The following is a 24,087-nucleotide window of genomic DNA, read 5'->3' as shown; positions in this document are numbered from 1 at the left end:
GGGTATGACTTGAGGGGGTGCGATTGTAGCGGATGAACGGCTATTCGGGGGCCACACTTCCCGCACCATAGGCAGCGCATTGCAGGGTCTGGGTGGGGCCGAGGTTGCCACACTCGTCCGCTTGCGCGCTAGGCAGCCAGGCCTGTTCGAGAAAAAGCAGGCACAGCGTCAGGGCGAGCATGAGAAGCAGCGTTTTCATGGCGGCATCCGGGTCGGGTTGCCGCATTGTATGCGCTCGCTTCATCAGGCAGACTGTCGCGCGCACCGCGAAATTGTTTCGTTTCGTTACCGCCGATGCGCAGCGAGCCTTCGCGCGAGAGGCTCGCGCCGCATCGTCGATCGGCGTCAGGCGTCGGGGACGTCGCCACGTAAGGCGACGAGCGCCGCGAGCGGTTCGTTCGGCACGGTCTCGGCGCGCAGGCCCCGAACCACGCCGACACGATCGGGCATCGCACGATTCTGCGACATCTTGAATTTGCCCTCGATGCGGCGAATCGGAATCTCCACACCGATGATGGCGCGCAGCATGCCGTCGATGAAATCGGCCGGCGCGTCATCGACCGCCCATGGCGCCGCGCGCCCATGCTCCTGCAACTGCGTGAGATCGCCCACGAGGTTTCGCAACCAGGCAGTGTCGTCGATCACGCGCGGCGGCCCCTGAATGTGTACGGCCGCATAGTTCCAGGTGGGTACCACCTTGCCGTGCTCGGCCTTGGCCGCATACCACGACGGCGTGATGTACCCCTGTGGTCCGGTGAAGGCAACCAGACAGTCGCTCGCCTCGCGCAGTGCGGCCACGTGCGGATTCGCGCGCGCCAGGTGAGCGCGCAAGACACCTGCCTCGCCTTCATCCGGATACACCAGAAACGGGATCGAATCGGCCATCAGTCCGTGCGAACCGGCACTCGCCAGCAAGCCGAGCGGATATTGACGAATGAGTTCGTACAGGACCTCGGGGCGATCCTCGTTGAAGGCGGCGGGCTGGTACATCGATGACTCCGGACAAGACGGCGGGGAAGGAATGCCGGATAGCGTACGGCCGTGCGTGGCCCGTGGCAAAGACCCAATATCGATGATTTTTTTGATGCCACGAAAATGTCCGGCGGCATCGCGGCGCGAAAACAAGGCGCCGCGCCGCAGGGCACGACGGATGCCGGCCGGCGCGCCTGCGCCACTGCGCCACTGCGGCGCGAGCCGCTCGAGCGACGGGAGCGGCGTGGGAGGTGTTAGAGGAACGACTTCGCCTGGCTCAGGATCTTGTCGCACACCTGACGCGTGAGTTGCTCTTTGAGGCCGCCGCCGTTCAGGTCGACCGTCTTGCCGTCGGGCGACGACAACAGGCCTTTCGCGCCGTCGAGGTAACCTGGACTCGCCTCGGGCGAGCCCGACTGCGTGCCGATCTTGCCGAGGAGCTTGTCTTTCACGTCGGTGGCCGAACCGAGGTTCGCGCCGCTGAGATAATTGTTCTTGATACAGAACTGCAGCACGCCGGTCGCGTTGCCGATGCTGCCCGAGGTCAGCGACCCGGGCGATGCCAGGCCGCCAAGGCCACCGGCAAGACCACTGGTGTTGCCTCCGCCCGAGTTGCCGCCGCCCACGGCGTTCCTGAGCATGTCGAGCTGGGCCCGCGCCTGCATCGGCGCCCCGAGGGTCAACGCCAGTGCGACGCCCGCGCTCACCGCGCCGAGCTTCGACCATCCCTTGAAGCTTGCATTTGCCGAACGTTTCGTGCTTCGCGACATACGCTCCTCCGTGAGGTGAATGACGTGGGGTCAGGTCGACTCACTATAGCAGGCCGTCGGCCGGGCGCCTCGCCCGCCGGCGCGAATATCACGCGCCGCGGCTCGCGACTATGCCAGCGCGGCGAACGTGTCGGCGGTCTGCGGCAAGCTCACGCTGGCGTCAACGCCGGCGTACTCCTTGAGCAGGAAGACCAGGTGATGGCCCGCCAGCAACTCGATGCGACGATCGCGTGCAAACTCCTCAACGCCCTCGTCGAAGTTGCCGGTCGTGATCAGCATGCCGCGCGCGGCACCGATCTGCTGCATTTCGGCGAGGATGGCCCGCGCAGCCGCCAGCGTCAGGCGCGCCGCCGGGTCCATCTCCCGGTAGATGCGAACGACGACATCGCCGCCGAAAATCGGATGCGGGTCCCACGCACGGCAAGTGAGCATGCCTGGCTCCTCGCCCGGCAGCAGCGGCGGCCCTTCGAACCCGTGCGAGCGCAGCAGGTGGAACATCACCTGGGTGAAGTCCTTGTCCGGGAGCGTCATCAGATTGAAGCGCCGGTCCACCGCGACATCTTCGTCGGTGACGACCTGCGTCATGTCGACGCCCGCGACCGGCGCGACAGCCTCCAACGCTTCCGGGCGCGCCGACACACGCGCCCCCAGTTTGGCCAGATGCGTTGCCGCGTCGCCTTCGCCCAGCGCGAGTGCCGCGAAATCGTTACGCGCCGCATGCACGCTCGCCAGGCATACGCGGTTCTCGCCATCGCTGGCGTAGGCATTGAAAACGATCGCGTTTACAGTGCGCAGCGGATCGGCCGAGAAGAGCTCGTGCAGCGAGCGCAGCACGATCTGGCGCAACGCCTCGCCATACGCCTTGGCGCGAATCGCTTCGCCGGCGGGCAAACCGTGTATGACCGCCTCGGCGACGTTGTACCGATATTCGAGGGCGACGGGCACGGCCTCGTCGAGTGAAGGCACGTCGTAACCGATGGCGAGCAGCTTGTGGTTCTCGACGAAATGCGCCGCCAGCGTTTGACGAAAGGCTTCGGGATACGGGCTTCGGCTGAGCACGATGCGCGCGTAACGGGTGACCGCCGCTGCTTCGCCGCGCAGCAGCGCGCCTTCGAAGTCGGCCACCGCCGCGTTGTGACGCGCGCTCTCCACGCGCGCCGCTTCGGTCGCTTTCTGCTGCGCGATCTGGAGAATCATCGAGCCCTGGGTGCGACGGATTTTCGACGCCTCGTACTCGCGCTCCGCGTGCACGAATTCGCTGCGCGCCTTGGCGACGGCCTGCTCGTACCGACTCGCTGCGCCGGGCATGGCCAACGCGAGACGCCCTGGCTTCTCGGGCGCGAACGTTTCCCACTCGGGCTTGGCCAGAATCTTGGGAAGGTGCCGCGTATCGAGGACCGGCGGCGTATTGCGGGCGCGCAGGTCAGCAGGCGGGATGCGCAAATCCCGCGCAAGGCCATCGGCAAGCAGTCGCTCCAGTCGCGCGATTTCAAATTTTGCGCGCGCGCCCAATGCCGCCGCTTCGGCCTGCCGCAGGGCAACCTGCAATTTCTCGCGGGCGGCCGGATCGGTCGTCGGCGCGTCGTCGGCGGCGCGCTGGGCCTGTTCCAGGGCGCGGACCTCCGCCAGCGAGCGTGCCTGCGACTGCGCATACTGTTGCTCACGCGTGTGTGCGGCGCGCCAGAATTCCCGCGCCAGACGATCGATGTTGCTCTCGAATCCCCGGTTCACTACTGCCCCCGCATGCGATATAGGTATTGTTCTATCCGGCCAAGTGCCACGCCCCGAACGGTGGATTTTTATGTCGGGGCCTTGTGCCGGCGTTCCTTCCCGACCGGCAAAATCTGATATTTACGTAGGGGACGATTGTAGGACGATGCCCCCTGAACTCGCAAAGAAATCTTTCCGGGATTTTCCGCCAGCCCCAATGCACCCGATGCCCCCGATGCAACCGATGCAACCGATGCAACCGATGCAACCGATGCAACCGACACAACATGACACAGCGGCAACAGACACGCTCTGATCGTCATCAAATCGCCACGGCCATCGCGCAAGCTCACCGCCTCTCCCGGTCCATCGCAACATGAACGAACCTCATTCCGCCCATCGGCCGGCAACGCCACCATTGCGCGCGGCCAATCCCGCTCCCGGCATGCCCGACACGCCCGACATGCCCGATACGCCCGATACGCCCGACGTCCCCGACATGACCGGGACGCCCGGGGCGATCGATGCGGCCATGCGCCGTGCGGCATGGGTCATCGCGCTGGCATGCCTCGCACTTGCGATGGCGGCCATCGCCTGGATCGACCGGCCGGTCGTGGATTTCGCGCATCTCCATACCCAGGGCACACCGTGGATCCAGCACGTCGCCGAACTGCCCTCGATCCTGTTCGTGCTCGCCTGGCCGACGTTCGCCATCCTGGGGGCGATGCAGATGTGGCGCGGCCCCCTGCCCGCGTGGGCAACCACCGTCTGGCTCGCCGGCGGCGCGGTGGGCGTCGCCAGTCTGCTCAAGCAGGCACTGAAATTCGTGTTTGGCAGGACTTGGCCGGCCACCTGGATTCACGACAATCCCTCGTATCTTCACGACGGCGTGTTTGCCTTTCGATTCTTCGCCGGCGACGGTTCGGCTTACGCATCGTTCCCGTCGGGCCATCTGAGCGTGATGCTCGCATTCGCGACGGTACTCTCCCTGCGCCATCGTGCACTGCGCTGGCCCTGCGCGATCGCCGTCGCGCTCACCGCATTCGGACAGATCGCCGCCGCTTATCACTGGACCAGCGACGCGCTCGCCGGCGCAGCGCTGGGGATCGCGGTTGGTACCGCGTTCGTGACGGCGTGGGAGCGATGGACGGCGCGGTGAGGGAAACTCGCTTTCGTGAATCGACGGCGCCCCCGCATAATGACGGATTGTCCTTGCGCACCGGTATGGCGCGCTGCCCGATTCATGACTGCCGATCTGTTGCTTCCCCTTGTCGCCGGCGCCTGCGTGGCCGGCTTCGTCCAAGGCCTGTCCGGCTTTGCGTTCAGCCTCGTCGCGCTCTCCTTCTGGGCGTGGGCGCTTCCTCCGACGGTCGCCGGCCCGCTTGCCGCCTTCTGTTCGCTCGTGGGTCAGTTGCTGGGGCTTCGCGCCGTGCGTCGCGCCGTGCCGCTCGAGCGGCTCGCGCCGTTCGTTCTGTGCGGACTCGTGGGCGTGCCGGTCGGCGTGTGGATTCTGCGCTACCTCGACCCGGTCTGGTTTCGCGCGGGCATCGGCACCGTGCTCGTCATCTATTGCTCGATTCTGTTGCTGGCGGCACGTCTGCCTCGCCTTCGGCACGGTGGGCGAGCCGCGGATGGCGTCGTGGGCTTCATCGGCGGCGTGATGGGCGGCATTGGCGGACTGGTGGGGGTGGTGCCCACGCTGTGGTGTACATTGCGCGGCTGGGACAAGGACATGCAGCGCGCGGTCATGCAGCTCTTCTTTATCGCCATGCACACGCTCACCATCACTCTGTACGTCGCGCAAGGCGTGATCACGACGCAAACGCTGCATGTGTTCGCCATCGCCGTACCGTCGATGATCCTGCCGACGCTCGCAGGCGCCTGGGCCTACCGGTTTCTCTCCGACCACGCCTTCAGGCGCATGGTGCTCGCGCTGCTTGCCTGCTCCGGTGTCACGCTGCTCGTGGGCACCGTGCCGGAGCTGCTCGCCCGGTAGTCGTGCGTCGCATGACGGCCGCTCACCCTCGCACCACATAGCCGCCGATCACCGTCGATGGCGCGCTGACAGCGCACCGCCGTCGCGCGGCAACCACGCCCCGCATGTGTCCGACCGGCATGGCTGGAGCATGACAGACTCATGGCAAGCGCGCACCGCGGTACACGCGCCAAACGAGCGTGCATGTCCGGCGTTACGATGCTGAAATCGCCCGTCGCCCCGCACCGGGTTAGCGCCCGTCATCCGCCATGACCTCCTTGTCCGCCGCTGCCGCGTTCCCTGATCGTGCCGCCCCAGGCAACGCGCTGGCCGAAGTCCTCGCCTCGCATGCGTTGCTCGCGCGCTGCGCCCCGCCGCTGGTGCTCGCCATTCCCCGCGGCGGCGTGCCCGTGGCCCTGCCCATTGCCCGTCAACTGAACGGCACGCTCGATGTGCTGCTCGCGCACAAGCTTCGCGCGCCCCATCAGGCGGAGCTTGCCGTGGGCGCCGTCGACGAGTTCGGCGGCATCTTCCTTGCCGAGCACGCCCTCGCCCTGGGGGCTACCGGCACGTATCTCTCGCACGAAACCGCGCGTCAACGCGCGCGCATCCAGCAGCGGCGACAGGCTTACACCCCCGGGCGCGGCGCGCCGCATGTGCAGGATCGGCCGGTCGTGGTGGTCGACGACGGCATTGCCACCGGTGCGACGATGATCGCCGCGCTGCGTGCAGTGCGGCGTCTTGGCGCCACGCCGCTGATCGCCTGCGCACCCGTCGCGGCGCGCGACGCCATCGCACGTCTGTCGACGCTGGCCGATGCCGTCGTGTGTCTCGAGACACCGCACCCCTTCCACACCGTGAGCGCGGCGTACAACGACTTCGTCGAGACCGACGATGCAACCGTCATCGCCCTGCTGGCGATGGCAGCCGATCGCCCCTAGGCGTTGGCGAAATGCCCTCCCGAGGCACGGCAGCGCCGAGGCGCCTGTGCTCCGGCGCGCGCACTTGCGCGCCAGCCCCGCTGACGCCCGGGCGTAGCGGCATCCCCCGCGATTGCACTACACTTGAGCCTGCCGTGCGACGTCGGCGCCAGGCGATACCCCGGTACCTCGGTGGACGGCCGGCATGCTGTCTGCGCCGCCCGCCGACCGCCTCATTCTGCTTCTTGCTGCTTCTTGCCGCTTCTTGCCGCTTCCTGCCGCCTCAGTTTCGACGGAGCCTGTGATGACGACGTCCCTGATTCTCAACGTAATCGGCCCCGACCGCCCGGGTCTGGTCAATGCCATCGCCGATCGCGCCACCGCCGCCGGCGCCAACTGGCTCGATAGCCGCCTCGCCAATCTGGCGGGCCAGTTCGCCGGCATCATCCACCTGCAAGTCCCCGACGACAACATCGCCTCGCTCACGCACGCACTGCACGCGCTGGAAACACATGGCCTGAAGATTTCCGTCACGCCGGCGCAAAGCGCCGCCGCCGACCCGGCCGCGCGCACGCTCCAGCTCGACCTCGTGGGCCAGGACCATCCGGGTATCGTGAAGGAGATTTCGCACGTGCTTTTCGCGCGGGGGGTGAGCATCGACGAACTCGTCACCGAGTGCGTCGAGGGATCGATGTCGGGTGGCACCCTGTTTCGCGCAACCGCCCGGCTGCATGTGCCGGCCTCGGTCAGTACGGCATCGCTGCGCGAGACACTGGAGAGCCTTGCCGACGACCTGATGGTCGACGTCGAACTCGATTCACCTGCCGGTGCGTGAGCGCGCGCCGATGAAGCGAGCCTTCCTGTTCGTCCTCGCGGCCGTTGCCATCCTCGCGCTGCTTTCGCTGCTGCCCCTGCCCTTCGAGCGCCAGACGCATGTCACGAACACCGTGACGCTGCGCGCCCCGCCGCAGGTCGTCTACGACTTCGCGACCACCCCCGCCAACTGGCCGAAATGGCATCCGGCATCGCTCGCCGTGCAAGGCACCACGGATCATCCGCTCAAACTGGGCGAAAAAGTCGCCGAGGAGTTTCGGCTTGCAGGTCGCCACGGCATCCTGCACTGGACGGTCGTCGATGCCAGACCGCCGTACACGTGGCGCATCGAAGGTGAGGTCAACCGGCGCCCCGCGGGAGAGGTTCGCTACACGCTCACCCCCGACGGTACGGGCACGCGCTTCGAACGCGACTTCGTCTATCGCACGCCGAACCTGCTGTTCCTGATCCTCGACCCTATCTTCATCGGCCCGCGCGTGCGCGCCGAGTCGAAGCAAGGCGCCCGCCAACTCGAGCAGATCTTCGCCACGCTCGCGCCGGCCATTCCGGCGGCAGCGTCGATGCCCGTAGCCGCAAGCGGCGTACCCGCGCAATAGCACCAAGGGCCCCGCTTCAGCGACGGCAATGGCTGGCGGCGGCGTGAGACCGGAGACGCCGTCCGGCGCGCGAGGCGTAGTTGGCGTGGTCTAGTGCGCGACTACTCGTTGAACGTCGCCGACATTTTGTCCGCCGCCGCCTGAAGATCGGGCAGGAACGTCATCAACTTTTCCAGTGTGCAGTGCTGCGCGCTGGCCTGTACGGCGATGGCCGCACAGGCGCGGTTACGGTCGAGCATCACCGGCACGGCCACCGCGATCATGCCCGGCACATGCTCCTCGTTGTTGGTGCCCACGCGACGCTTTCGCGTCTCGGTCAACTCCTCGCGCAGGTCTTCCAGGTCGGTGATGGTGTTTTCCGCCCGCGGGCGCAACGGCAGGTGCGCGATGAGCTTCTCGCGACGCGCGCGCGGCAAGAACGCAAGCAGCAACTTGCCGCTCGCGGTGCAATGCAGCGGCACGCGCGAGCCCGGCGAGAGTTTGAGCTGACGCGACCAGTCCGTCTCGATCCGGTCGAGGTACACCAGGTCGTCGCCCGAGAGCATCGACAGGTTGCAGGTCTCGCCGAATTTGTCGACCAGCTGTTGCAGAATACCGTGGCGCGCCGCCGCCGGCCCCACATGCATGAGCGCGTTGACGGCCATTGCCCGCACGCGCGACGATGGCTCGTAATGACGGCTGCCGGCCTCGCGGGTCACGAGCCATGCGGCTTCGAGCTGTTTGAGAATGCGGTGCACCGTCTGTTTCGGCAGACCAATGGCGGCAACGATCTCCGCCAGGGTCATCGGCGCACCGGAGGCACTGAGAATTTCAAGAATGCGAAATGCGCGGACGGCCGCGGCGTTCGACTGATTGCTCATGTCGGTACTTGGCTCTCGGGGTCGAGTTGTGTTTTAGGTCGTTATCGCTCGCGGCGGTCTCCCCCTTCTGCCCTGGCGCGACACGCCGTCGTGCAACCCGTTGCCAACCGCATCAGGCTGTCGCGCCGTCGTGCCGTCGCACCGCGACGTCCCGTTTTCCGCATTCTAGTGCCATTCTTCCAAGCTGACGATTCGAGACAAACCCGGAGATATTCGGAATACAAGATACAAAACAAGAGGACCGGAATGCCATCGGGCGTTCCGGTCCTCGCAACCGCATCCGGCGGCGTCCGCCGGCCGTCTGTCAGGGCTTGCCGGCGAGCACGCGCAGCCGGTGGATCAGGCTCGACGTATCCCAGCGCGAGCCGCCCAGCGCCTGCACATCCCCGTAGAACTGGTCGACGAGCGCCGTAACCGGCAGCGACACGCCGGCGCGTTGCGCCTCGGCCAGACACAACCCGAGATCCTTGCGCATCCAGTCGACGGCAAAGCCGTAATCGAACTTGCCGTCGATCATCGTCTGGCCGCGATTGTCCATCTGCCAACTGGCCGCGGCGCCCTTGTTGATGACGTCGAGCACGAGCGGCATGTCGAGCCCGGCGCGCTGACCGAAGTGGATCGCCTCGGACAATCCTTGCACGAGGCCGGCAATACAGATCTGGTTGACCATCTTCGCCAGTTGGCCCGCGCCGGCGTCGCCGATGCGCGTGACGGCACGGCCATACGCGGAAAGCGTACCCGCGACACGATCGAAGGCGGCCACGTCGCCACCGCACATGATCGTGAGCACGCCGTTCTTCGCGCCGGCCTCGCCGCCCGAGACGGGCGCATCGACAAAGTGCAGGCCCTGCTCGCGCGCCACGGCATGGAGTTCGCGCGCCACGTCGGCCGACGCCGTGGTGTGGTCGACGAAGACCGCATCGGCCTTCATGCCGGCAAACGCCCCGTGCTCGCCGAGCACGATGCTGCGCAAGTCGTCGTCGTTGCCGACACAGGCGGCCACGATGTCGGCATTGCGAGCCGCCTCGGCCGGCGTTGCCGCGTGAGCGCCGCCATATTCCTTGGCCCATTGCTGCGCCTTGGCGGCCGTGCGGTTATAGACCGTGACCTGATGCCCCGCGCGTTGCAGGTGACCGGCCATGGGGTAACCCATCACGCCCAGACCGAGAAACGCGATGCGCAGGGAGGATGCTTGCGATGAGGGGGAAGTCAATTCGAGGGCCTCGCAGGTGGAATCTTGATGAGAGACCGAACGGGGTGCCGATGGCGCCTGGCACACCCAGGGGGTCCCGTCTGAAATACAGGGGGCTTGCGAGACATCATTATAGAGACGGGCCGGGTTCGGGCGCCAGCGCAATCCCCCGCCACACGGGGCATTCGCGCGAATTCGCCCCATAGTGGTGCGCCGGCTGTCTTCCAATAATCATTCGTAAACAATGCCCGATCGTTTCCGTTTGAAAAATTCTGTTTCCGTGACTGGCGTTGGTGCCCGGTTCCGATACAATGCGCGGCATGGCTGATTTTGATACTTGTTGGTCAATTCGCGTTTACTACGAGGACGCGGACGCCGGCGGCGTCGTCTTCTACGCCAACTATCTGAAATTCTTTGAACGGGCCCGCACCGAGTGGCTCCGTTCGCTTGGTATCGAGCAACTCGAACTGGCCCGCAATACCGGCATGATGTTCATTGTGCGCGCCACGGCACTCGACTACCTGAGCCCCGCCCGACTCGACGATCTCGTCGTCATCAAAAGCCGCATCGAACGCCTCGGAGGCGCCTCGGTCGACTTCCTTCAGGAAGCCTGGCGCGACGCCCCCGACGGCGGCAGCGAACTGTTGGCGCGCGGCAGCATCAAAATTGGCTGCGTGCGCGCGGACACCCTGCGTCCGGGCAAGATTCCGGCGCACGTGCGGGTCGCCATGCAAGCGGCCGCCAACGCGGCGCAGGCCGAGGCCGCCCAGGAGCCAGGCGACGCCCCGCGGCCGGCAGCCGCCTGACGTCAATGACAAGAATTCCGGTCATTCAATAACCACACCATGCCCGATCAAGACCTTTCCATCATTTCGCTGGTCATGCATGCCAGCGTGCTCGCCCAGGCTGTCATGGGCCTGCTGCTGTTACTCTCGCTGCTCTCGTGGACGCACATCTTCCGCAAGATCTTCGCGATCCGCCGCGCACGCACCCAGACCGAACGCTTCGAGCGCGATTTCTGGTCGGGCGGCGATCTGCAGGCCCTCTACCAGAGCGCGCTGAACAATCGCCACCAGACGGGCGCCCTCGAGCGCATCTTCGAATCGGGCATGCGCGAATACATCAAGGCGAGCGAGAAAGGCCTCAACGATCCGCACGCAATTCTGGACGGCGCGCGCCGTGCCATGCGCGCCTGCTATCAACGTGAAATGGACTCGCTCGAAGCCAACCTGCCGTTCCTCGCCTCGGTCGGTTCGGTGAGCCCATACATTGGTTTGTTCGGTACCGTGTGGGGTATCATGAACGCTTTCCGCGGCCTGTCGAACGTGCAACAAGCCACGCTCGCCAATGTGGCGCCGGGCATTGCGGAAGCGCTGGTGGCCACGGCCATCGGTCTGTTCGCCGCTATCCCTGCCGTGGTTGCCTACAACCGCTTCGCCACCGACATCGACCGGCTGTCGATCCGCTTCGAAAGCTTCATCGAAGAGTTCTCCAACATCCTGCAACGGCAGATTCACTAAGCACTCCGGGAGCGCCGAGACATGGCAGGTTCTATGCGCAACGCTCGCCGCGGCCGTCGCGCCATGGCGGACATCAACGTCGTGCCTTACATCGACGTGATGTTGGTGCTGCTCGTCATCTTCATGGTGGCCGCCCCGCTGGTGGCGCCATCGATCGTCAATCTGCCGAGCGTCGCCAACGCGAGCCCGCAGCAGCAGACGCCGCCGGTCGTCGTCAATATCGAAGCCGACAACCGCATGCTGGTGCGCTACAAGGATGGCGAGAACACCATCGAGCAGCGCATGAGCGGGGGCGATCTGACCGGTTTCCTGCAAGGCCGTCAGGCCGCGAACCCGGATCAGCCGGTCGTCATCGCCGCCGACAAGTCGGTGCGCTATGAAATCGTCATGAACGTGATGTCCGATCTCAAGGCCCAGGGCGTCAAGCGCGTGGGCCTGCTCGTCAAGCAGAAATGAGCCGCACCGTAGCCCGTTCCGACCGTCCCATTGGCCCGCGCAAGGATGAGCGCGGCACGGGTCGGGCATTCCTCCTTGCGCTGCTCATGCACGCGCTGCTGTTCGCGCTGCTCTTCTATGGCATGCGCTGGCAGAACAGTTCCCCGGCCGGGTCCGAAGCCGAACTTTGGACGCCCGCCGAAGTGGCTGAGCCCACACCGCCCGTCGTGACGCCCGCTCCCACGCCCGCGCCGCCGGCCGTGGCCGCGCCCACGCCACCGGCCGAAGACGCCGATATCGCCCTGCAGCAGAAGAAACGCAAGCAGGAGCAGCAGGCTGCGGAACAAGCTCGCCTGCTCGAAGCCCAGCAGGAAAAGGCGCGTCAGAAAGCGCTCAAGCAAAAGCAGCTCGCCGAGCAACAGGCGGCTGCGGAACTCGCGCGCAAGAAGGCCGCCGCCGACGAAGCGGCGCGTCAGCAGAAGCTGGCCGACCAGAAAAAGGCCGATGAGTTGAAGCGCCAGAAGGAAGAAGATGCGAAGAAGGCGGAACAACTGAAGCAACAGCAGTTGGCGGAAGCGCAGAAAAAGGCGGATGCCGAGAAGAAGGCCGCGGAAGACAAGGCCGCCAAGGCCAAGGCCGCGAAGGAAGCGGCGGCCCAGAAGGCAGCCGATGCGGCACGCGCCGAACGTCTGGCTTCGCTTCGCGGCATGGCTGGCGGCACGCCGGGCGCGCACGGCAACGGGCTGGGCTCGCAGGCCGGCGGCACCGGCTCCGGGGCCGGTGGCACGGCATCCGCCGGGTACGCCGACCGGGTACGGGCCAAGGTCAAGCCGAACATCGCTTATGGCGGCGACACCGAGGGCAATCCCACGGCCGTCGTTGCAGTACGCCTCGCTCCGGACGGCAGCGTACTTTCGATGCAGTTGGTCAAGTCGAGCGGCAACCCGGCCTGGGATGCCGCCGTGCAGGCCGCCATCACCAAGTCCGACCCTCTGCCGCGCGACACCAACGGCAAAGCGCCCCCGAGCGTCAACCTGCGCTTTAGTCCAAAAGGCTAAGGCTGTTGTCAAACGGGAACGAAAACCGAGCGATGCAAGTCCATTTTCATCCGAATGTGGTAAAAATGGCGCTTGCACCGCGTAACTGATCAATCGAACGCATGCGAATTTCCAGTCAATATGCATGGCGTGCGCTGGTGGCCACCTGGCTCACCGCGGCTTGCACGATCGCCCATGCGCAGACACCGCTTACCGTCGACATCACTGGCGTCGGAACCAACCGGTATCCGATTGCCGTGTCGAACTTCAAGGGCAGCGCGCCGACGGACATCGTGTCCGTCGTCAAGGCCGACCTGAGCAACAGCGGTCGTTTCAATCAGATCGACACCGGTGGCGCAGCCGTCGGCGTCGACGATTCGGTCGATCTCGGTACCTGGCGCGCCAAGGGCGCCAACGCCTTCGTCTCCGGCACCATCGTTCCGCAAGGCAATGGCAACTATCAGGTCAGCTTCCGTCTGTACGACGCAGTGAACGGTCAACCGCTAGGCGGCCTGGCCCTCACGTCGTCGCAGGCGAACCTGCGCCTGACCGCGCACAAGATCGCCGACTACATCTACCAGAAGCTGCTGGGCGATCGGGGCGTCTTTGCCACACGTCTGTCGTATGTGCTGCACAACGGCCCGAACTACCAGTTGCAGATTTCGGATTCCGACGGTCAGGACGCCCGCGTGGCGCTCAACAGCCGTGAGCCGATCATCTCGCCGGCGTGGTCGCCGGACGGCACGAAGGTCGCCTACGTGTCGTTCGAGAAGCGCAAGCCGGTCGTGTACATCCACGATCTGCCGACAGGTCGTCGTGCGGTGCTCGCCAACGAGAAGGGCAACAACTCGGCACCGGCATGGTCGCCGGATGGCACCAAGCTCGCCGTGGCCCTCTCGCGCGACGGCAACACGCAGATCTATCAGGTCAACGCCAATGGCGGCGGCCTCAAGCGTCTTTCGCGCAGCAGCGCGATCGACACCGAACCGCAGTATTCCCCGGACGGCAAATGGATCTACTTCACGAGCGATCGTGGCGGTGGTCCGCAAATCTACAAGATGCCGGCCGGCGGCGAAAGTGCAGGCGGCGCGCAGCGCGTCACCTTCAAGGGGAGTTACAACGTCAGCCCGCGAATCAGTCCCGACGGCAAGTTGCTCGCGTTCATCGCGCGTCAGGGCGGCGCATTCAAGCTGTGCGTGCAGGATATGAGTACTGGCGATGTTACGGCTCTGACCGACACCAGCCACGACGAGTCACCGAGTTTTGCCGCGAACGGCAAGTACATTCTTTATGCAACGCAGTCAGGGGGCCGCAAGGTCCTCGCAGCAGTCTCGGTGGACGGGCAAACCCGGCAGATTCTTCAGGTCCGGGGAGGGGAAGTTCGCGAACCCTCCTGGGGCCCCTTTATGCAATAACATCAACAGCAACATCAATTGGAGGCTCATATGAGTTCCCTGCTTCGTAACATCCTCGCCATCTCTTCGCTGGCCGCTCTGGCCGCTTGCTCGTCGGGCGTGAAACTCGACGACCAGGCTAACGCCAACAAGGGTCAGACCACGACCGACGCCCGCGCTGTCGCCCCCGTCGACGCATCGGCTGACGAACTGAACAACCCGAACGGCCCGCTCGCCAAGCGCAGCGTGTACTTCGGCTTCGATTCGTACACTGTCGATCCGCAATACACCCCGCTGCTCCAGGCGCACGCACAGTTCCTGGCCAAGTACTCGCAACGTCACGTGCTGCTCCAGGGCAACACCGACCCGCGCGGCACGAGCGAGTACAACCTGGCCCTCGGCCAGCGTCGTGCCGAAGCGGTGCTGAAGTCGATGTCGGCACTGGGCGCCAACACGAGCCAGATGGAAGCCGTGTCGCTGGGCAAGGAAAAGGCGACGGGTACGGACGAGGCCACCTGGGCCCAGGATCGTCGCGTCGACCTGGCTTATTGATTGAATCGTCATGACGTCTCGTTTGCTTAAAAACATCATCTGCGCGGCGACGCTCGGCACTGCGGTGCTGAGCCCGCTGGCGCATGCCGGATTGTTCGATGACGACGAGGCGCGCAAAGCGATCCTCGATATCCGCAGCCGTCTGGATTCGGACAAGCAGCGGATCGATGGTCTCACGCGCAACGTGCTGGATTTGAACAATCAGATCCAGCAGTTGCAGCGTGATCTGGCCGACCAGCGCGGTCAGAACGAAGATCTGAAAAACCAGCTTGCTAACCTGCAACAGAGTCAAAAGGATTTCTACACCGACCTCGACGGTCGCCTGAAGAAATTCGAACCGCAGCAGATGACCGTCGGCGGCGTTACCGGCACCGTCCAACCGGGCGAGAAGGATGTATTCGACGCCGCCCTGACGAAATTCCGCAATGGTGACTACAAGGGTGCGCAAACGGCATTCCGGACCTTCTCGGCGAAGTATCCTGACAGCCCGTATCAACCCGAAGCCCTGTTCTGGCTTGGCAATGCGCAGTACGCCAACAAGGATCTGAAGGGTTCGACCGCGACGCTGCAAGGGATCGTGACGAAGTACCCGACGAGCCCGAAGGCCGCCGAGGCCATGCTGGCGATCGCCAGCAACCAGGCGGAATCCGGGCAGACTGCGGCAGCGAAAAAGACGCTGGCGGAATTGGTGGCCAAGTACCCGGACACCGAATCGGCAGCGGAGGCCAAGAAGCGCGCGGCCAAGCTGAAGTAGAACGCCCCGCGGAAGGCTGCGCGAACCAGCCGTCCGTGTGAGGTCACTCGTCAAACGCACAACGCCGCCTTTGGGCGGCGTTGTCGTTTTCCGCGATTGCGGGAGACCTGCGCACCTCGCGTAGAATACGGACTTTCCAAGAACGGCCGGTCACGGCCGCTATCGTCCTCTCGCCTCATGACCGACGTTGATCTCACCGCCCTCTCCCACACGGTTGTGTGGCTCACCTTTGGCCTTGCCTTCATCTTCGGTGCCGTGTTGCAGCGCACGCACTTCTGCACGATGGGCGCGCTCTCCGACATCGTCAACATCGGCGACTGGAATCGCATGCGCATGTGGTGGCTGGCCATTGGCGTGGCGACCATTGGCACCGGCGTGCTTGCTTCGCAAGGCATCGTCGATCCGATCAAGGCGATCTACACCACGCCGCGCTTCACCTGGCTTTCGTATCTGGTCGGTGGGTGGTTGTTCGGTTTTGGCATGGTGCTGGCCTCGGGCTGCGGCAGCAAGACGCTGGTGCGCATTGGCGGCGGCAATCTCAAATCGTTGCTCGTATTCGTGATGATCGGCTTGTCCGCCTACATGACCCTGAAGGGCTTGTTCGCCGTTTTTCGTGTCGCCGCGCTCGACAGTGTGCAAACGACGTTCGCCAATTCGCAGGATCTGCCGACCTTGCTCGGCGGCCTGTTCGGTGGCGACCTGCATCTCGCGCAGTTGGTGCTGGGCCTGGCAATCGGCGGCGCGTTCGTGATCGCTGCCCTGGCGCGACGCGACTTCTGGACCGTGGACAATCTGCTTGGCGGCGTGGTCGTCGGTGCGATCATCGTGGCGCTCTGGTATGTCTCGGGAAAGATCGGCTATGTGGCCGAGAATCCGAACACGCTCGAAGAGAGCTTCGTGGCGACCAACTCAGGCAAGATGGAAGCGCTGTCGTTCGTCTCGCCGCTGGCGTACACCATGTATTGGCTGATGCTGTGGAGCGACACGAGCAACGTGATCACGCTGGGCATCGCCAGCGTGCTTGGCGTGATTGCGGGGTCGTTCGCTTACGCCGTGGTCTCGCGCAATTTCCGCTGGGAAGGATTTCAGGGCACCGAGGACACGGCGAATCACATGGTGGGCGGCGTGCTGATGGGTTTCGGAGGCGTGACGGCGCTGGGCTGCACGGTGGGCCAGGGATTGTCGGGCGTATCGACGTTGGCGCTGGGCTCGTTTATCGCCATGGCGGCGATTCTGGCGGGCGGCGTCTGCGCGTTCAAGTACCAGATGTGGCGAATTGAGCGCAGCGTTTGAGCGAAATTCGCGCATGCACGCGGGAAATGGCGGCGAAACGGACATATTCGCGTCACACCGCTATTGACACTATAAAACCCGCAACGCTATAATCTTTTTCTTCGTTGGGTCGTTAGCTCAGTTGGTAGAGCAGCGGACTTTTAATCCGTTGGTCGCAGGTTCGAATCCTGCACGGCCTACCAGAATACGAAAGGGGTTGCGAGACATCGCAACCCCTTTTTTGTTCAGCAGGCCAATCTGATGAAATCGGCAAGCCGACACGATTCCTGGTGGCAGAAGCTCATTGGACGCGAGTTCGTCCGCTTCCTGCTCGTCGGCGCGTCCAATACCGCGTTCTTCTACGCTGCGTATGCGCTATCCCTCAGACTTATCGAGTACCGGCTGGCCTACACCACCGCGTTTGCGCTAAGCGTCATATTTTCGTATTGGCTGAACGCACAATTCGTCTTCCGCGTGAAGATGTCGCTGACCGGCCTGCTCCGCTTTCCCTTCGTGTACCTCGTCCAGTATGTGATGGGAATCGTGATGATGTACGTCCTCGTCGATCACTTGAACGTGTCGGCCTATGTCGCCCCCATCCTCGTTGTCTGCCTGACCATTCCCATCACTTTCGCCCTCTCCCGACACCTGCTTCGCGGCGGACGTTCGCACTGAACAGCGCGTCTCAACCGGCCTGAGTTGCTGTCTTCACGGCGAACGCGGCATGCCCTGACGTCTCACCCTGGCGACGCCCCGCCATGTCCGGGCTCGCCGGATCGCTCGCGGGAAGCCGGTGCTGCTCGATGTCCTGGACCACCTGGATGGCCGTGGCATCGATGCCGTCGGTGAGGGGCTTGGGGTCGAGGCCGATCGCCAGCACCATCGCCGCCATGGCGGCCAGCAGCGCGAACTCGCGGCGGCTCACGTCTCCGAGCGACGCCACCCGCGCGTTACCCACGCGACCGAAAATCACGCGCTTGTACATCCCGAGCGTGTAGGCGGCACTCAACACCAAGGTCAGCGAGGCTAGCGCACCGATCCAGAAATTGGCCTTGACCGCGCCCATCAATACGAGGAATTCGCCCACGAAGCCTGACGTGCCCGGCATCCCGACATTCGCCATCGAGAACAGCATCGCGAACGCGGCAAATCGCGGCATCGTGGCTGCCACTCCCCCATACGCGTCGATCGAGGCGCTTCCCGTGCGGTCGTACAACATGCCGGTGCACAACAGCATGGCCCCCGAGACGATGCCATACGAAATCATCTGCATGACGGCGCCATCGGTGCCCATCTCCGAAAACAGGAACAGACCGAGCGTGACCAAGCCCATGTGTGCGACCGCCGAATACGCGAGCAGCTTGCGCAGATCGGTTTGCACCAGCGCCACCAGGCTCGCATAGATGACGGCAATGAGCGACAGCACGACCATGACCGGCGCGAGGAAATGACTCGCGTCGGGCAGCAGCGGCAGATTGAAGCGCAGCAGGCCGTAACCACCCAGCTTCAGCATGCCCAGCATGACAGCCGCACCGGTGGGCCCGTCCAGATGCACCTCGGGCAGCCAGGTGTGCACCGGCCACATCGGCATCTTGACGGAAAACGCACCGAGAAAGCCGATGAATAGCAGCACCTGCACCGCCAGCGGCAACTGCAGGGTCTGCCATCGCGCGATGTCGAAACTCTGCGTGCGCATGTACAGATAGAGCATCGAGAGCAGCATCATCAACGAGCCGGTCAGCGAGAAAAAGAAGAACTTCACGGCGGCGCGCGTACGATTGGCGCGCCCATACACACCGATGAGCAGATACATCGGCAGCAGCGTGGCTTCGAAGAAGACGAAGAACAGCATGCCATCCTGCGCGGCGAACACACCCTGCATCAACCCGGAGAGCACGAGAAAGCTACCAAAGTACGCGCTCATGCGCGTGGTCACCGCGCGCCACGACGCGAGCACCACGATCACGGTCGTCACGCCGGTCAGCGCCACCATCCAAAGCGAGATCCCATCGACCCCGACGTGCCAGGACGCATCGAACGAGTCGATCCAGCGAAAACGTTCGACAAACTGAAGGCTCGACACACCGGTACGGAATCCATGGACCAGCGGCAGAATGGGGGCTGCCGACGCCACGGCAGCAGCGAGCGACGCCCAGCGCACGACATCGGGATGACGATCTCGTCCCAGCAGCATGACGAGGGCGCCGGCCGCAATGGGAAGCCAGATGAGAAGCGACAGAATGGGAAACATTGGGGAGACCTGATGGACTGCAACAAATACCGGATGCCAAGGGGCAAAACCGTCGCAGCCAGGCGCGAACCTCCCCCGCACGCCGTGCCGGCGGCAAGGCGCGCAAATCAAGGCAAATCAATGCCGGCGGGAGGGGACGCCAGGCGCGGCGGCGTCAACGAAGGTCGCCAGCATACGCGCCTCAAATAGATTTTGCACCGCAGCAAATTTTACAAATGATTGCGCTCCGTTCGGCCGACCGGACGGTCGGCGACGGCGAACCACGCAACGTACCCGCGTGCCAGCGCATGGCGACGCACGCGCCCGCGCCGACGACGGCGTCGCTTTGACGACGCATCGGATGCGTCAACGACACATTGCGGAATTCGACGACAATGCTGCCGCGTCAGGCCTTCGGTCGGCGCAGATCGAACATCGGGCCGATCTCGGCATAGTCGCCGAGATAGCCCGCGCGCATGACCGGATGCGCCTTCGCGGTATCGAACGTGCCGTCCTCGCGCAGGAACTCGCGCCGGATGTGCACACCGACCACCTGCCCGAGGGCGAGCCAGTTGTCCATCGGCTTGCCGTCGAGTCCCTGCAGCCGCACGATCTGCAACAGTTTGCATTCGAGCGATGCCGGCGACTCGGCTACGTGCGGCACGCCGACGTTCACGCCGGGCGCCTTGGTCAGCCCGGCCAGCTCGAACTCGTCGACGTCATGCGGCACCGGTGCGGACGTACGATTCATCTGTGCGACGAGCGACTTGCTGGTGAAATTCCAGACGAACTCGCGCGTCGCCTCGATATTGGCGATGGAGTCCTTGAAGCCTTCGCTGCAAAAGCCGATGATCGGCGGGAAGGTCGCGAACGCGCCGAAGAAGCTGTACGGCGCGAGGTTGACGCGGCCTTGCGCGTCGTGGCTGGAAATCCAGCCGATCACGCGCGGCGCGACAATCGCCTTGAACGGATCGTGAGACAGGCCGTGGCCCTTGGCGGGGTCGTAGAAATGAACGTCGTTGGACATGAGGCGACAAAACCGGGAAGGAAGCGTTACCGGAGATGCTAGCGCACTCCGTCGACTCGCGTGACACGGCGATCAGTCCGCTCCATACCGGACGCCGGGCGCCGTACGCCCGAGCCGCCTGAGCAGTTCGCGATGCATGGGCCATCGCGCGGCGAGCGCCGCCGCGTCGGCCATCTCGAAGTCCTCGAAGGCAAAGCCCGGCGCCACGGTGCAACCAACGAGCGCAAATCCGGTCGACGGCGCAGGCTCCGCGGCGAACCAATGGCCGGCGGGCACCACATGCTGGACCCGCTCCCCGCCCGCGACGTCATGCCCGAGCCGGGTTGTAGCGAGCATGCCGCTTGCGTCGATCTCGTGAATCAACAACGTGCCGCCGAGATGAAAATGCCAGACCTCGTCGCTGCGGATGCGATGAAACGCGGAGAAATCCCCGGCTTCGAGCAGATAGAGAATCGCCGTGGAAATGTTGCGTGCCCCGGCAAAACCTGGCGCAAGGACTGTTTGCGGCAGGATGTCCGCGGCGCGATATGTCTCGCGATAATGGCCACCTTCGGGGTGGGGCTGCAGCCCTAGCGACGTGACGAGTTCGGCGGCTGACGGCATATCGGGTTCCTGATCGACGGGGCGGACGAATGCCTCACACGATACCGCATCGGCGCGCGCCCCCCCCGCCGTGCAGATACCAAAAGAATTACCAAGCAAAACAATCATTCCGACAGGCAAAACGACCTTGCTTCCCCATGGGGAATCGCTCCCGTCCGCAAAGCGCCGTGGATCCTCGCGTGTGGCGTGACGACATGGGCCGCCGACGAGGATTCGTGATTTGTGCGACGATTGCCGTGTTGCGTCGCGCAAGGCGGCGCGTTTTTCATTGCAGGCGCCGCGACGGCGCCGTCATCACATGCCAGCTACGCTCAAGATCGATTTTGTCTCCGATGTCGCCTGCCCCTGGTGCGCGATCGGCCTTGCCTCGCTGAAGACCGCGCTCGGCCGCGTGGGAAGCGAGGTCGAAGCCGACCTGCACTTCAGCCCGTTCGAACTCAACCCGGACATGCCCGCCGAGGGCGTGCCGCTCGCCGACTACATGTCGCGCAAATATGGCCTGTCGCCGGAGCAACTCGCCCAGAATCAGGCGAACATCAGTGCACGCGCCGCAGCGGAGGGTTTCCCGATGCACATGGAGTTGCGCACGCATGCGTACAACACGTTCGACGCACACCGCCTGCTGCATTGGGCGCAAACGCTGGGCAACGACAAGCAGCTCGCGCTGAAGGAAGCGCTGTTTCGTGCGTACTTCGTTGACGGCAAGCGCACGAGCGACCCCGATGTGCTCGCCGACGCAGCGGCGCAAGCGGGGCTCGATACAACGCGGGCGCGGGAAATTCTCTCCTCGGACGAATACGCCGAACAGGTCCGCGCGCTGGAGCGTCATTACCAGAACCTGGGCATTCGCTCGGTGCCGGCAATCATCTTCAACAACCGCCACCTCGTGAGCGGCGGCCAACCGCCGGAAGTGTTCGAACAGGCCATCCGCCAGATTCTGGCCGAGGGCTGATCGACGATGTCGTCGCTCCCCCCGACCACTGACGTCGCGGCGGTCAATCCGCCTTCGCAGACGCAATTGCACGAGCCTCCCGCGACCGGACGCGGCCTTGCCATGACGGCGATTCTGCTCGCCGTCTCGCTCGCCAGTCTCGACACCGCCATCGCGAACACCGCCCTGCCCCAGATGGCCATCGACCTGCACACCACGCCGTCGGCATCCGTGTGGATCGTGAACGCCTACCAGCTCGCGATGGTGGCCACACTCCTGCCGTTTGCGTCGCTGGGCGAGCGCGTGGGTCACAAGCGCGTGTTCATGACCGGCGTGGCGGTCTTCCTCGTCGCCTCGCTGCTGTGCGCGCTGTCGCCGACGCTCGGCTTTCTCGCGGGCGCGCGGGTGCTGCAGGGCGTTGGGGCCGCCGCAGTCATGAGTGTCAATATCGCTCTTATCCGCTTTCTGTATCCGGCGCATCAACTGGGGCGCGGCGTGGGACTCAATGCCCTCATCGTCGGCATCTCGTTCGCCATCGGGCCGACGATTGCCTCGCTGGTGCTGGCGTTCGCGAGCTGGCCCTGGCTATTCCTGATCAACGTGCCGACAGCGTTGCTGGCGCTCGCGTTCTCGCGGCGCAACCTGCCCGACACACCGCGCAGCGAGCACAAGCCGGATATGGTGGCCGCGCTGCTCAATGTTGCGACATTCGCGCTGCTGATCTTCGCGCTGAGCCAAAGCGCCCAACAGGCCGACTGGCATCTCACACTGGCATGCTTCGTGGGCGCGCTCGTCTTCGGATGGGCGCTCATTCGCCGCGAACGCGGCCATCGGGCGCCGATGCTCCCGGTCGATCTGCTGCGCCTGCCCGCGTTTGCGCTGTCGACGGTGACGGCCATTTGTGCGTTCGCCACCCAAGGACTGGGGCTCGTCTCACTGCCGTTCTATTTCGAGAACGTCTTGCATCGCAGTCCTATCGAGACCGGCTTCCTCATGACGCCCTGGCCGTTCTTCGTGGCCGCCGTTGCCCCGATTGCGGGCCGGCTCTCTGACCGGTATCCGCCGGGCGCGCTGGGCGCGATCGGCCTGGCCATGCTCAGTGCGGGCATGGGTTTGCTCGCGATCATGCCCGAGCATGCGGCGCTTTGGGACATCGGCTGGCGCATGGCGTTGTGCGGGCTGGGTTTCGGCTTCTTCCAGTCACCGAACCTGAAAGCATTCATGCACAGCGCGCCGCCCGAACGCAGCGGCGGCGCGAGTGGCATGGTCGGCACGTCGCGCCTGCTGGGACAGGCGACGGGCGCCGCGCTTGTCGCGCTGGCGCTCGGTCTGGCGGGTACCCACGGCTCGACATGGGCGTTGGCGTGGGGTGCGGCCTTCTCCGCGGCCGGTTGCCTGGCAAGCGGACTACGGCTGGTGGGCGGCAAGGACTGAAAGCCGGCACAGTGCCCACGCGTGACGTGCGTGTTCGAAGCCCCGCCTTGCGGGGCTTCGTCATTTCGTCATTTCGGCGCTCCGGCAACCGGGGCGCTCGACGACGCGTCGGTTCGCCCTTGCATCGCGGCCAAAGTCGAGTACACTGAATACTGTACAAAAACACAGTACGTACATCATTCCCGGGAGGACTACCAAATTGGAACGAACCGCAAAAGGCCTGTTCGACGTTCAGCTTGCCCCTCACCCCCTGAGTGGCGTGGCCGAAGCGACCGGCCTCGGCCGCATGTCGCTGGACAAGCGGTATCACGGCGATCTCGAAGCGACGAGCCAAGGCGAGATGCTCGCCTTTCGCAGCACTACGCCAGGGTCGGCCGGCTATGTCGCAATGGAAAGGGTTCTGGGCGCCTTGCACGGCCGCGGCGGGACCTTCGTGCTGCAACATAGCTCGACGATGACCCGAGGGACGCCCGAACAATCGATCACCGTGGTCCCCGACTCCGGCACGGACGGGTTGTCCGGCCTGGCCGGGCGTCTGGTCATCGTCATCGCCGACGGCCAGCACTCGTACGAATTTCGCTACTCGCTGCCCGACGGTCAATGACCTGTCGGGCATCGTCCATCACCGGAGCACGCCAATGAGCCACCACGGCACGGATCGTCAGATCGACAACATCGAGTTCAGCGTCAGCGACATCGCCCGAAGCAAGGCGTTCTATGGAAGCGTGTTTGGTTGGACCTTTACGGACTACGGTCCAACGTACACGGAATTCAGCGACGGGCGGCTCACGGGCGGCTTTACGACCGGTGGCACCATCCGGCCGGGCGGCCCGCTGGTGATTCTGTATGCCGACGACCTCGCGCAAACGCAGCGCCGTGTCGAAGCCGCCGGTGCCGCCGTTTGCGTGCCCGCCTTCGACTTCCCCGGCGGCCGTCGCTTTCACTTCATCGACCCGGACGGGTACGAACTCGCGGTTTGGTCGGCAGCGAAATGATCGCAGGCGACGTTGCCACGCGTCGCCGTCCAAAGCTTGCGCGGTGCGGATGAGCGGCGAGCACGGGGTGCGCC

Annotated in this window: 27 protein-coding genes and 1 tRNA gene; 19 read left to right on the top strand and 9 right to left on the bottom strand. The window is 64.7% G+C overall.

Annotated features, from left to right (window positions below; genetic code table 11):
- Positions 1 to 40: 40 nt before the first annotated feature.
- The 4 genes from PMO31116_RS23670 to PMO31116_RS11850 all read right to left on the bottom strand — a co-directional run bounded on the left by PMO31116_RS23670 (position 41) and on the right by PMO31116_RS11850 (position 3,473).
- Complete coding sequence (locus tag PMO31116_RS23670; RefSeq protein ID WP_174971222.1) at positions 41 to 199, bottom strand: hypothetical protein; 159 nt, start codon at positions 197 to 199, stop codon at positions 41 to 43.
- Between the two features lie 146 nt (positions 200 to 345).
- Positions 346 to 990: an FMN-binding negative transcriptional regulator gene (locus PMO31116_RS11860; protein WP_150566896.1), complete on the bottom strand. Its 645-nt coding sequence runs from the start codon at positions 988 to 990 to the stop codon at positions 346 to 348.
- 236 nt (positions 991 to 1,226) lie between these two features.
- A complete protein-coding gene (locus PMO31116_RS11855; protein WP_425494789.1) occupies positions 1,227 to 1,742 on the bottom strand; it encodes a YjjA family protein in 516 nt (171 codons plus the stop codon).
- 108 nt (positions 1,743 to 1,850) lie between these two features.
- On the bottom strand, positions 1,851 to 3,473 hold the full coding sequence (locus tag PMO31116_RS11850; protein ID WP_150566895.1) for a restriction endonuclease: 1,623 nt from the start codon (positions 3,471 to 3,473) through the stop codon (positions 1,851 to 1,853).
- A 355-nt stretch (positions 3,474 to 3,828) separates the two neighbouring features.
- Between PMO31116_RS11850 and PMO31116_RS11840 the strand changes: the two genes are divergently transcribed.
- The 5 genes from PMO31116_RS11840 to PMO31116_RS11820 all read left to right on the top strand — a co-directional run bounded on the left by PMO31116_RS11840 (position 3,829) and on the right by PMO31116_RS11820 (position 7,777).
- Entirely contained in the window at positions 3,829 to 4,611 is a 783-nt protein-coding gene (locus PMO31116_RS11840; protein WP_150566894.1) for a phosphatase PAP2 family protein, read from the top strand.
- Positions 4,612 to 4,695: 84 nt separating this feature from the next.
- On the top strand, positions 4,696 to 5,448 hold the full coding sequence (locus tag PMO31116_RS11835; protein ID WP_150566893.1) for a sulfite exporter TauE/SafE family protein: 753 nt from the start codon (positions 4,696 to 4,698) through the stop codon (positions 5,446 to 5,448).
- Positions 5,449 to 5,696: 248 nt separating this feature from the next.
- On the top strand, positions 5,697 to 6,368 hold the full coding sequence (locus PMO31116_RS11830) for a phosphoribosyltransferase (protein WP_150566892.1): 672 nt from the start codon (positions 5,697 to 5,699) through the stop codon (positions 6,366 to 6,368).
- Between the two features lie 283 nt (positions 6,369 to 6,651).
- Entirely contained in the window at positions 6,652 to 7,182 is a 531-nt protein-coding gene (locus tag PMO31116_RS11825; RefSeq protein ID WP_150566891.1) for a glycine cleavage system transcriptional repressor, read from the top strand.
- Between the two features lie 10 nt (positions 7,183 to 7,192).
- Entirely contained in the window at positions 7,193 to 7,777 is a 585-nt protein-coding gene (locus PMO31116_RS11820) for an SRPBCC family protein (protein WP_150566890.1), read from the top strand.
- A gap of 101 nt (positions 7,778 to 7,878) precedes the next feature.
- Here the strand turns inward: PMO31116_RS11820 and PMO31116_RS11815 are convergent, their stop codons facing one another.
- Together PMO31116_RS11815 and PMO31116_RS11810 are read right to left on the bottom strand one after the other, a co-directional pair.
- Positions 7,879 to 8,637: an IclR family transcriptional regulator gene (locus PMO31116_RS11815; protein WP_150566889.1), complete on the bottom strand. Its 759-nt coding sequence runs from the start codon at positions 8,635 to 8,637 to the stop codon at positions 7,879 to 7,881.
- A 304-nt stretch (positions 8,638 to 8,941) separates the two neighbouring features.
- On the bottom strand, positions 8,942 to 9,850 hold the full coding sequence (locus tag PMO31116_RS11810) for an NAD(P)-dependent oxidoreductase (protein ID WP_281350152.1): 909 nt from the start codon (positions 9,848 to 9,850) through the stop codon (positions 8,942 to 8,944).
- Between the two features lie 290 nt (positions 9,851 to 10,140).
- On the opposite strand from PMO31116_RS11810, the gene ybgC reads away from it, so the two are divergent.
- The 10 genes from ybgC to PMO31116_RS11760 all read left to right on the top strand — a co-directional run bounded on the left by ybgC (position 10,141) and on the right by PMO31116_RS11760 (position 17,468).
- A complete protein-coding gene (gene ybgC, locus PMO31116_RS11805; protein ID WP_174971219.1) occupies positions 10,141 to 10,635 on the top strand; it encodes a tol-pal system-associated acyl-CoA thioesterase in 495 nt (164 codons plus the stop codon).
- Between the two features lie 39 nt (positions 10,636 to 10,674).
- A complete protein-coding gene (gene tolQ, locus PMO31116_RS11800; protein ID WP_023596825.1) occupies positions 10,675 to 11,349 on the top strand; it encodes a protein TolQ in 675 nt (224 codons plus the stop codon).
- A gap of 21 nt (positions 11,350 to 11,370) precedes the next feature.
- Positions 11,371 to 11,805 carry a protein TolR gene (gene tolR, locus PMO31116_RS11795; protein ID WP_023873635.1) on the top strand — a complete coding sequence of 145 codons (435 nt, stop codon included), beginning with the start codon at positions 11,371 to 11,373 and terminating at the stop codon, positions 11,803 to 11,805.
- On the top strand, positions 11,802 to 12,842 hold the full coding sequence (tolA, locus tag PMO31116_RS11790) for a cell envelope integrity protein TolA (protein WP_150566887.1): 1,041 nt from the start codon (positions 11,802 to 11,804) through the stop codon (positions 12,840 to 12,842). Before tolR ends, tolA begins: the two co-directional genes overlap by 4 nt.
- 101 nt (positions 12,843 to 12,943) lie before the next feature.
- Positions 12,944 to 14,236 (top strand): Tol-Pal system beta propeller repeat protein TolB, encoded by a 1,293-nt coding sequence (gene tolB / locus PMO31116_RS11785; RefSeq protein WP_025249408.1) that lies wholly within the window; start codon positions 12,944 to 12,946, stop codon positions 14,234 to 14,236.
- Positions 14,237 to 14,266: 30 nt separating this feature from the next.
- Positions 14,267 to 14,767, top strand: a complete 501-nt coding sequence (locus tag PMO31116_RS11780) for an OmpA family protein (RefSeq protein WP_023596829.1) — start codon at positions 14,267 to 14,269, stop codon at positions 14,765 to 14,767.
- 10 nt (positions 14,768 to 14,777) lie between these two features.
- Positions 14,778 to 15,521: a tol-pal system protein YbgF gene (gene ybgF / locus PMO31116_RS11775; protein WP_023596830.1), complete on the top strand. Its 744-nt coding sequence runs from the start codon at positions 14,778 to 14,780 to the stop codon at positions 15,519 to 15,521.
- Positions 15,522 to 15,698: 177 nt separating this feature from the next.
- A complete protein-coding gene (locus tag PMO31116_RS11770; RefSeq protein WP_150566886.1) occupies positions 15,699 to 16,814 on the top strand; it encodes a YeeE/YedE family protein in 1,116 nt (371 codons plus the stop codon).
- A gap of 106 nt (positions 16,815 to 16,920) precedes the next feature.
- Positions 16,921 to 16,996 (top strand) — tRNA-Lys (locus PMO31116_RS11765).
- Between the two features lie 58 nt (positions 16,997 to 17,054).
- Positions 17,055 to 17,468, top strand: coding sequence for a GtrA family protein (locus tag PMO31116_RS11760; protein ID WP_150566885.1), 414 nt, complete (start codon positions 17,055 to 17,057; stop codon positions 17,466 to 17,468).
- A gap of 10 nt (positions 17,469 to 17,478) precedes the next feature.
- Here PMO31116_RS11760 and PMO31116_RS11755 read toward each other — a convergent pair whose 3' ends face one another.
- The 3 genes from PMO31116_RS11755 to PMO31116_RS11745 all read right to left on the bottom strand — a co-directional run bounded on the left by PMO31116_RS11755 (position 17,479) and on the right by PMO31116_RS11745 (position 20,653).
- A complete protein-coding gene (locus tag PMO31116_RS11755; protein WP_150566884.1) occupies positions 17,479 to 19,044 on the bottom strand; it encodes a complex I subunit 4 family protein in 1,566 nt (521 codons plus the stop codon).
- Positions 19,045 to 19,429: 385 nt separating this feature from the next.
- Positions 19,430 to 20,050, bottom strand: a complete 621-nt coding sequence (locus PMO31116_RS11750; RefSeq protein ID WP_150566883.1) for a flavin reductase family protein — start codon at positions 20,048 to 20,050, stop codon at positions 19,430 to 19,432.
- Positions 20,051 to 20,122: 72 nt separating this feature from the next.
- Positions 20,123 to 20,653, bottom strand: a complete 531-nt coding sequence (locus PMO31116_RS11745; protein WP_150567068.1) for a cupin domain-containing protein — start codon at positions 20,651 to 20,653, stop codon at positions 20,123 to 20,125.
- 298 nt (positions 20,654 to 20,951) lie between these two features.
- On the opposite strand from PMO31116_RS11745, the gene PMO31116_RS11740 reads away from it, so the two are divergent.
- From PMO31116_RS11740 to PMO31116_RS11725, 4 genes are all read left to right on the top strand, one after another.
- Complete coding sequence (locus PMO31116_RS11740; protein ID WP_150566882.1) at positions 20,952 to 21,605, top strand: DsbA family oxidoreductase; 654 nt, start codon at positions 20,952 to 20,954, stop codon at positions 21,603 to 21,605.
- A 6-nt stretch (positions 21,606 to 21,611) separates the two neighbouring features.
- A complete protein-coding gene (locus tag PMO31116_RS11735; protein WP_150566881.1) occupies positions 21,612 to 23,018 on the top strand; it encodes an MFS transporter in 1,407 nt (468 codons plus the stop codon).
- A 199-nt stretch (positions 23,019 to 23,217) separates the two neighbouring features.
- On the top strand, positions 23,218 to 23,622 hold the full coding sequence (locus PMO31116_RS11730) for a DUF3224 domain-containing protein (protein ID WP_150566880.1): 405 nt from the start codon (positions 23,218 to 23,220) through the stop codon (positions 23,620 to 23,622).
- A 34-nt stretch (positions 23,623 to 23,656) separates the two neighbouring features.
- Positions 23,657 to 24,013, top strand: coding sequence for a VOC family protein (locus PMO31116_RS11725; RefSeq protein ID WP_150566879.1), 357 nt, complete (start codon positions 23,657 to 23,659; stop codon positions 24,011 to 24,013).
- Positions 24,014 to 24,087 lie beyond the last annotated feature (74 nt).

The organism is Pandoraea morbifera, from assembly GCF_902459575.1.
GTDB classification, from domain to species: Bacteria; Pseudomonadota; Gammaproteobacteria; order Burkholderiales; family Burkholderiaceae; genus Pandoraea; species Pandoraea morbifera.
This window is presented reverse-complemented; position numbering and strand designations above follow the sequence as displayed.

What these genes read in the sequence shown, in the direction of transcription:
- PMO31116_RS11755 (WP_150566884.1), bottom strand. Translation starts at nt 19,044, where the DNA reads ATGTTTCCCATTCTGTCGCTTCTCATCTGGCTTCCCATTGCGGCCGGC.
- ybgC (WP_174971219.1), top strand. Translation starts at nt 10,141, where the DNA reads ATGCGCGGCATGGCTGATTTTGATACTTGTTGGTCAATTCGCGTTTAC.
- PMO31116_RS11825 (WP_150566891.1), top strand. Translation starts at nt 6,652, where the DNA reads ATGACGACGTCCCTGATTCTCAACGTAATCGGCCCCGACCGCCCGGGT.
- PMO31116_RS11780 (WP_023596829.1), top strand. Translation starts at nt 14,267, where the DNA reads ATGAGTTCCCTGCTTCGTAACATCCTCGCCATCTCTTCGCTGGCCGCT.
- PMO31116_RS11830 (WP_150566892.1), top strand. Translation starts at nt 5,697, where the DNA reads ATGACCTCCTTGTCCGCCGCTGCCGCGTTCCCTGATCGTGCCGCCCCA.
- PMO31116_RS11840 (WP_150566894.1), top strand. Translation starts at nt 3,829, where the DNA reads ATGAACGAACCTCATTCCGCCCATCGGCCGGCAACGCCACCATTGCGC.
- tolB (WP_025249408.1), top strand. Translation starts at nt 12,944, where the DNA reads ATGCGAATTTCCAGTCAATATGCATGGCGTGCGCTGGTGGCCACCTGG.
- PMO31116_RS11855 (WP_425494789.1), bottom strand. Translation starts at nt 1,742, where the DNA reads ATGTCGCGAAGCACGAAACGTTCGGCAAATGCAAGCTTCAAGGGATGG.
- PMO31116_RS11815 (WP_150566889.1), bottom strand. Translation starts at nt 8,637, where the DNA reads ATGAGCAATCAGTCGAACGCCGCGGCCGTCCGCGCATTTCGCATTCTT.
- PMO31116_RS11820 (WP_150566890.1), top strand. Translation starts at nt 7,193, where the DNA reads ATGAAGCGAGCCTTCCTGTTCGTCCTCGCGGCCGTTGCCATCCTCGCG.
- PMO31116_RS11860 (WP_150566896.1), bottom strand. Translation starts at nt 990, where the DNA reads ATGTACCAGCCCGCCGCCTTCAACGAGGATCGCCCCGAGGTCCTGTAC.
- tolQ (WP_023596825.1), top strand. Translation starts at nt 10,675, where the DNA reads ATGCCCGATCAAGACCTTTCCATCATTTCGCTGGTCATGCATGCCAGC.
- PMO31116_RS11750 (WP_150566883.1), bottom strand. Translation starts at nt 20,050, where the DNA reads ATGTCCAACGACGTTCATTTCTACGACCCCGCCAAGGGCCACGGCCTG.
- ybgF (WP_023596830.1), top strand. Translation starts at nt 14,778, where the DNA reads ATGACGTCTCGTTTGCTTAAAAACATCATCTGCGCGGCGACGCTCGGC.
- PMO31116_RS23670 (WP_174971222.1), bottom strand. Translation starts at nt 199, where the DNA reads ATGAAAACGCTGCTTCTCATGCTCGCCCTGACGCTGTGCCTGCTTTTT.
- PMO31116_RS11725 (WP_150566879.1), top strand. Translation starts at nt 23,657, where the DNA reads ATGAGCCACCACGGCACGGATCGTCAGATCGACAACATCGAGTTCAGC.
- tolR (WP_023873635.1), top strand. Translation starts at nt 11,371, where the DNA reads ATGGCAGGTTCTATGCGCAACGCTCGCCGCGGCCGTCGCGCCATGGCG.
- PMO31116_RS11740 (WP_150566882.1), top strand. Translation starts at nt 20,952, where the DNA reads ATGCCAGCTACGCTCAAGATCGATTTTGTCTCCGATGTCGCCTGCCCC.
- PMO31116_RS11735 (WP_150566881.1), top strand. Translation starts at nt 21,612, where the DNA reads ATGTCGTCGCTCCCCCCGACCACTGACGTCGCGGCGGTCAATCCGCCT.
- PMO31116_RS11745 (WP_150567068.1), bottom strand. Translation starts at nt 20,653, where the DNA reads ATGCCGTCAGCCGCCGAACTCGTCACGTCGCTAGGGCTGCAGCCCCAC.
- tolA (WP_150566887.1), top strand. Translation starts at nt 11,802, where the DNA reads ATGAGCCGCACCGTAGCCCGTTCCGACCGTCCCATTGGCCCGCGCAAG.
- PMO31116_RS11770 (WP_150566886.1), top strand. Translation starts at nt 15,699, where the DNA reads ATGACCGACGTTGATCTCACCGCCCTCTCCCACACGGTTGTGTGGCTC.
- PMO31116_RS11835 (WP_150566893.1), top strand. Translation starts at nt 4,696, where the DNA reads ATGACTGCCGATCTGTTGCTTCCCCTTGTCGCCGGCGCCTGCGTGGCC.
- PMO31116_RS11760 (WP_150566885.1), top strand. Translation starts at nt 17,055, where the DNA reads ATGAAATCGGCAAGCCGACACGATTCCTGGTGGCAGAAGCTCATTGGA.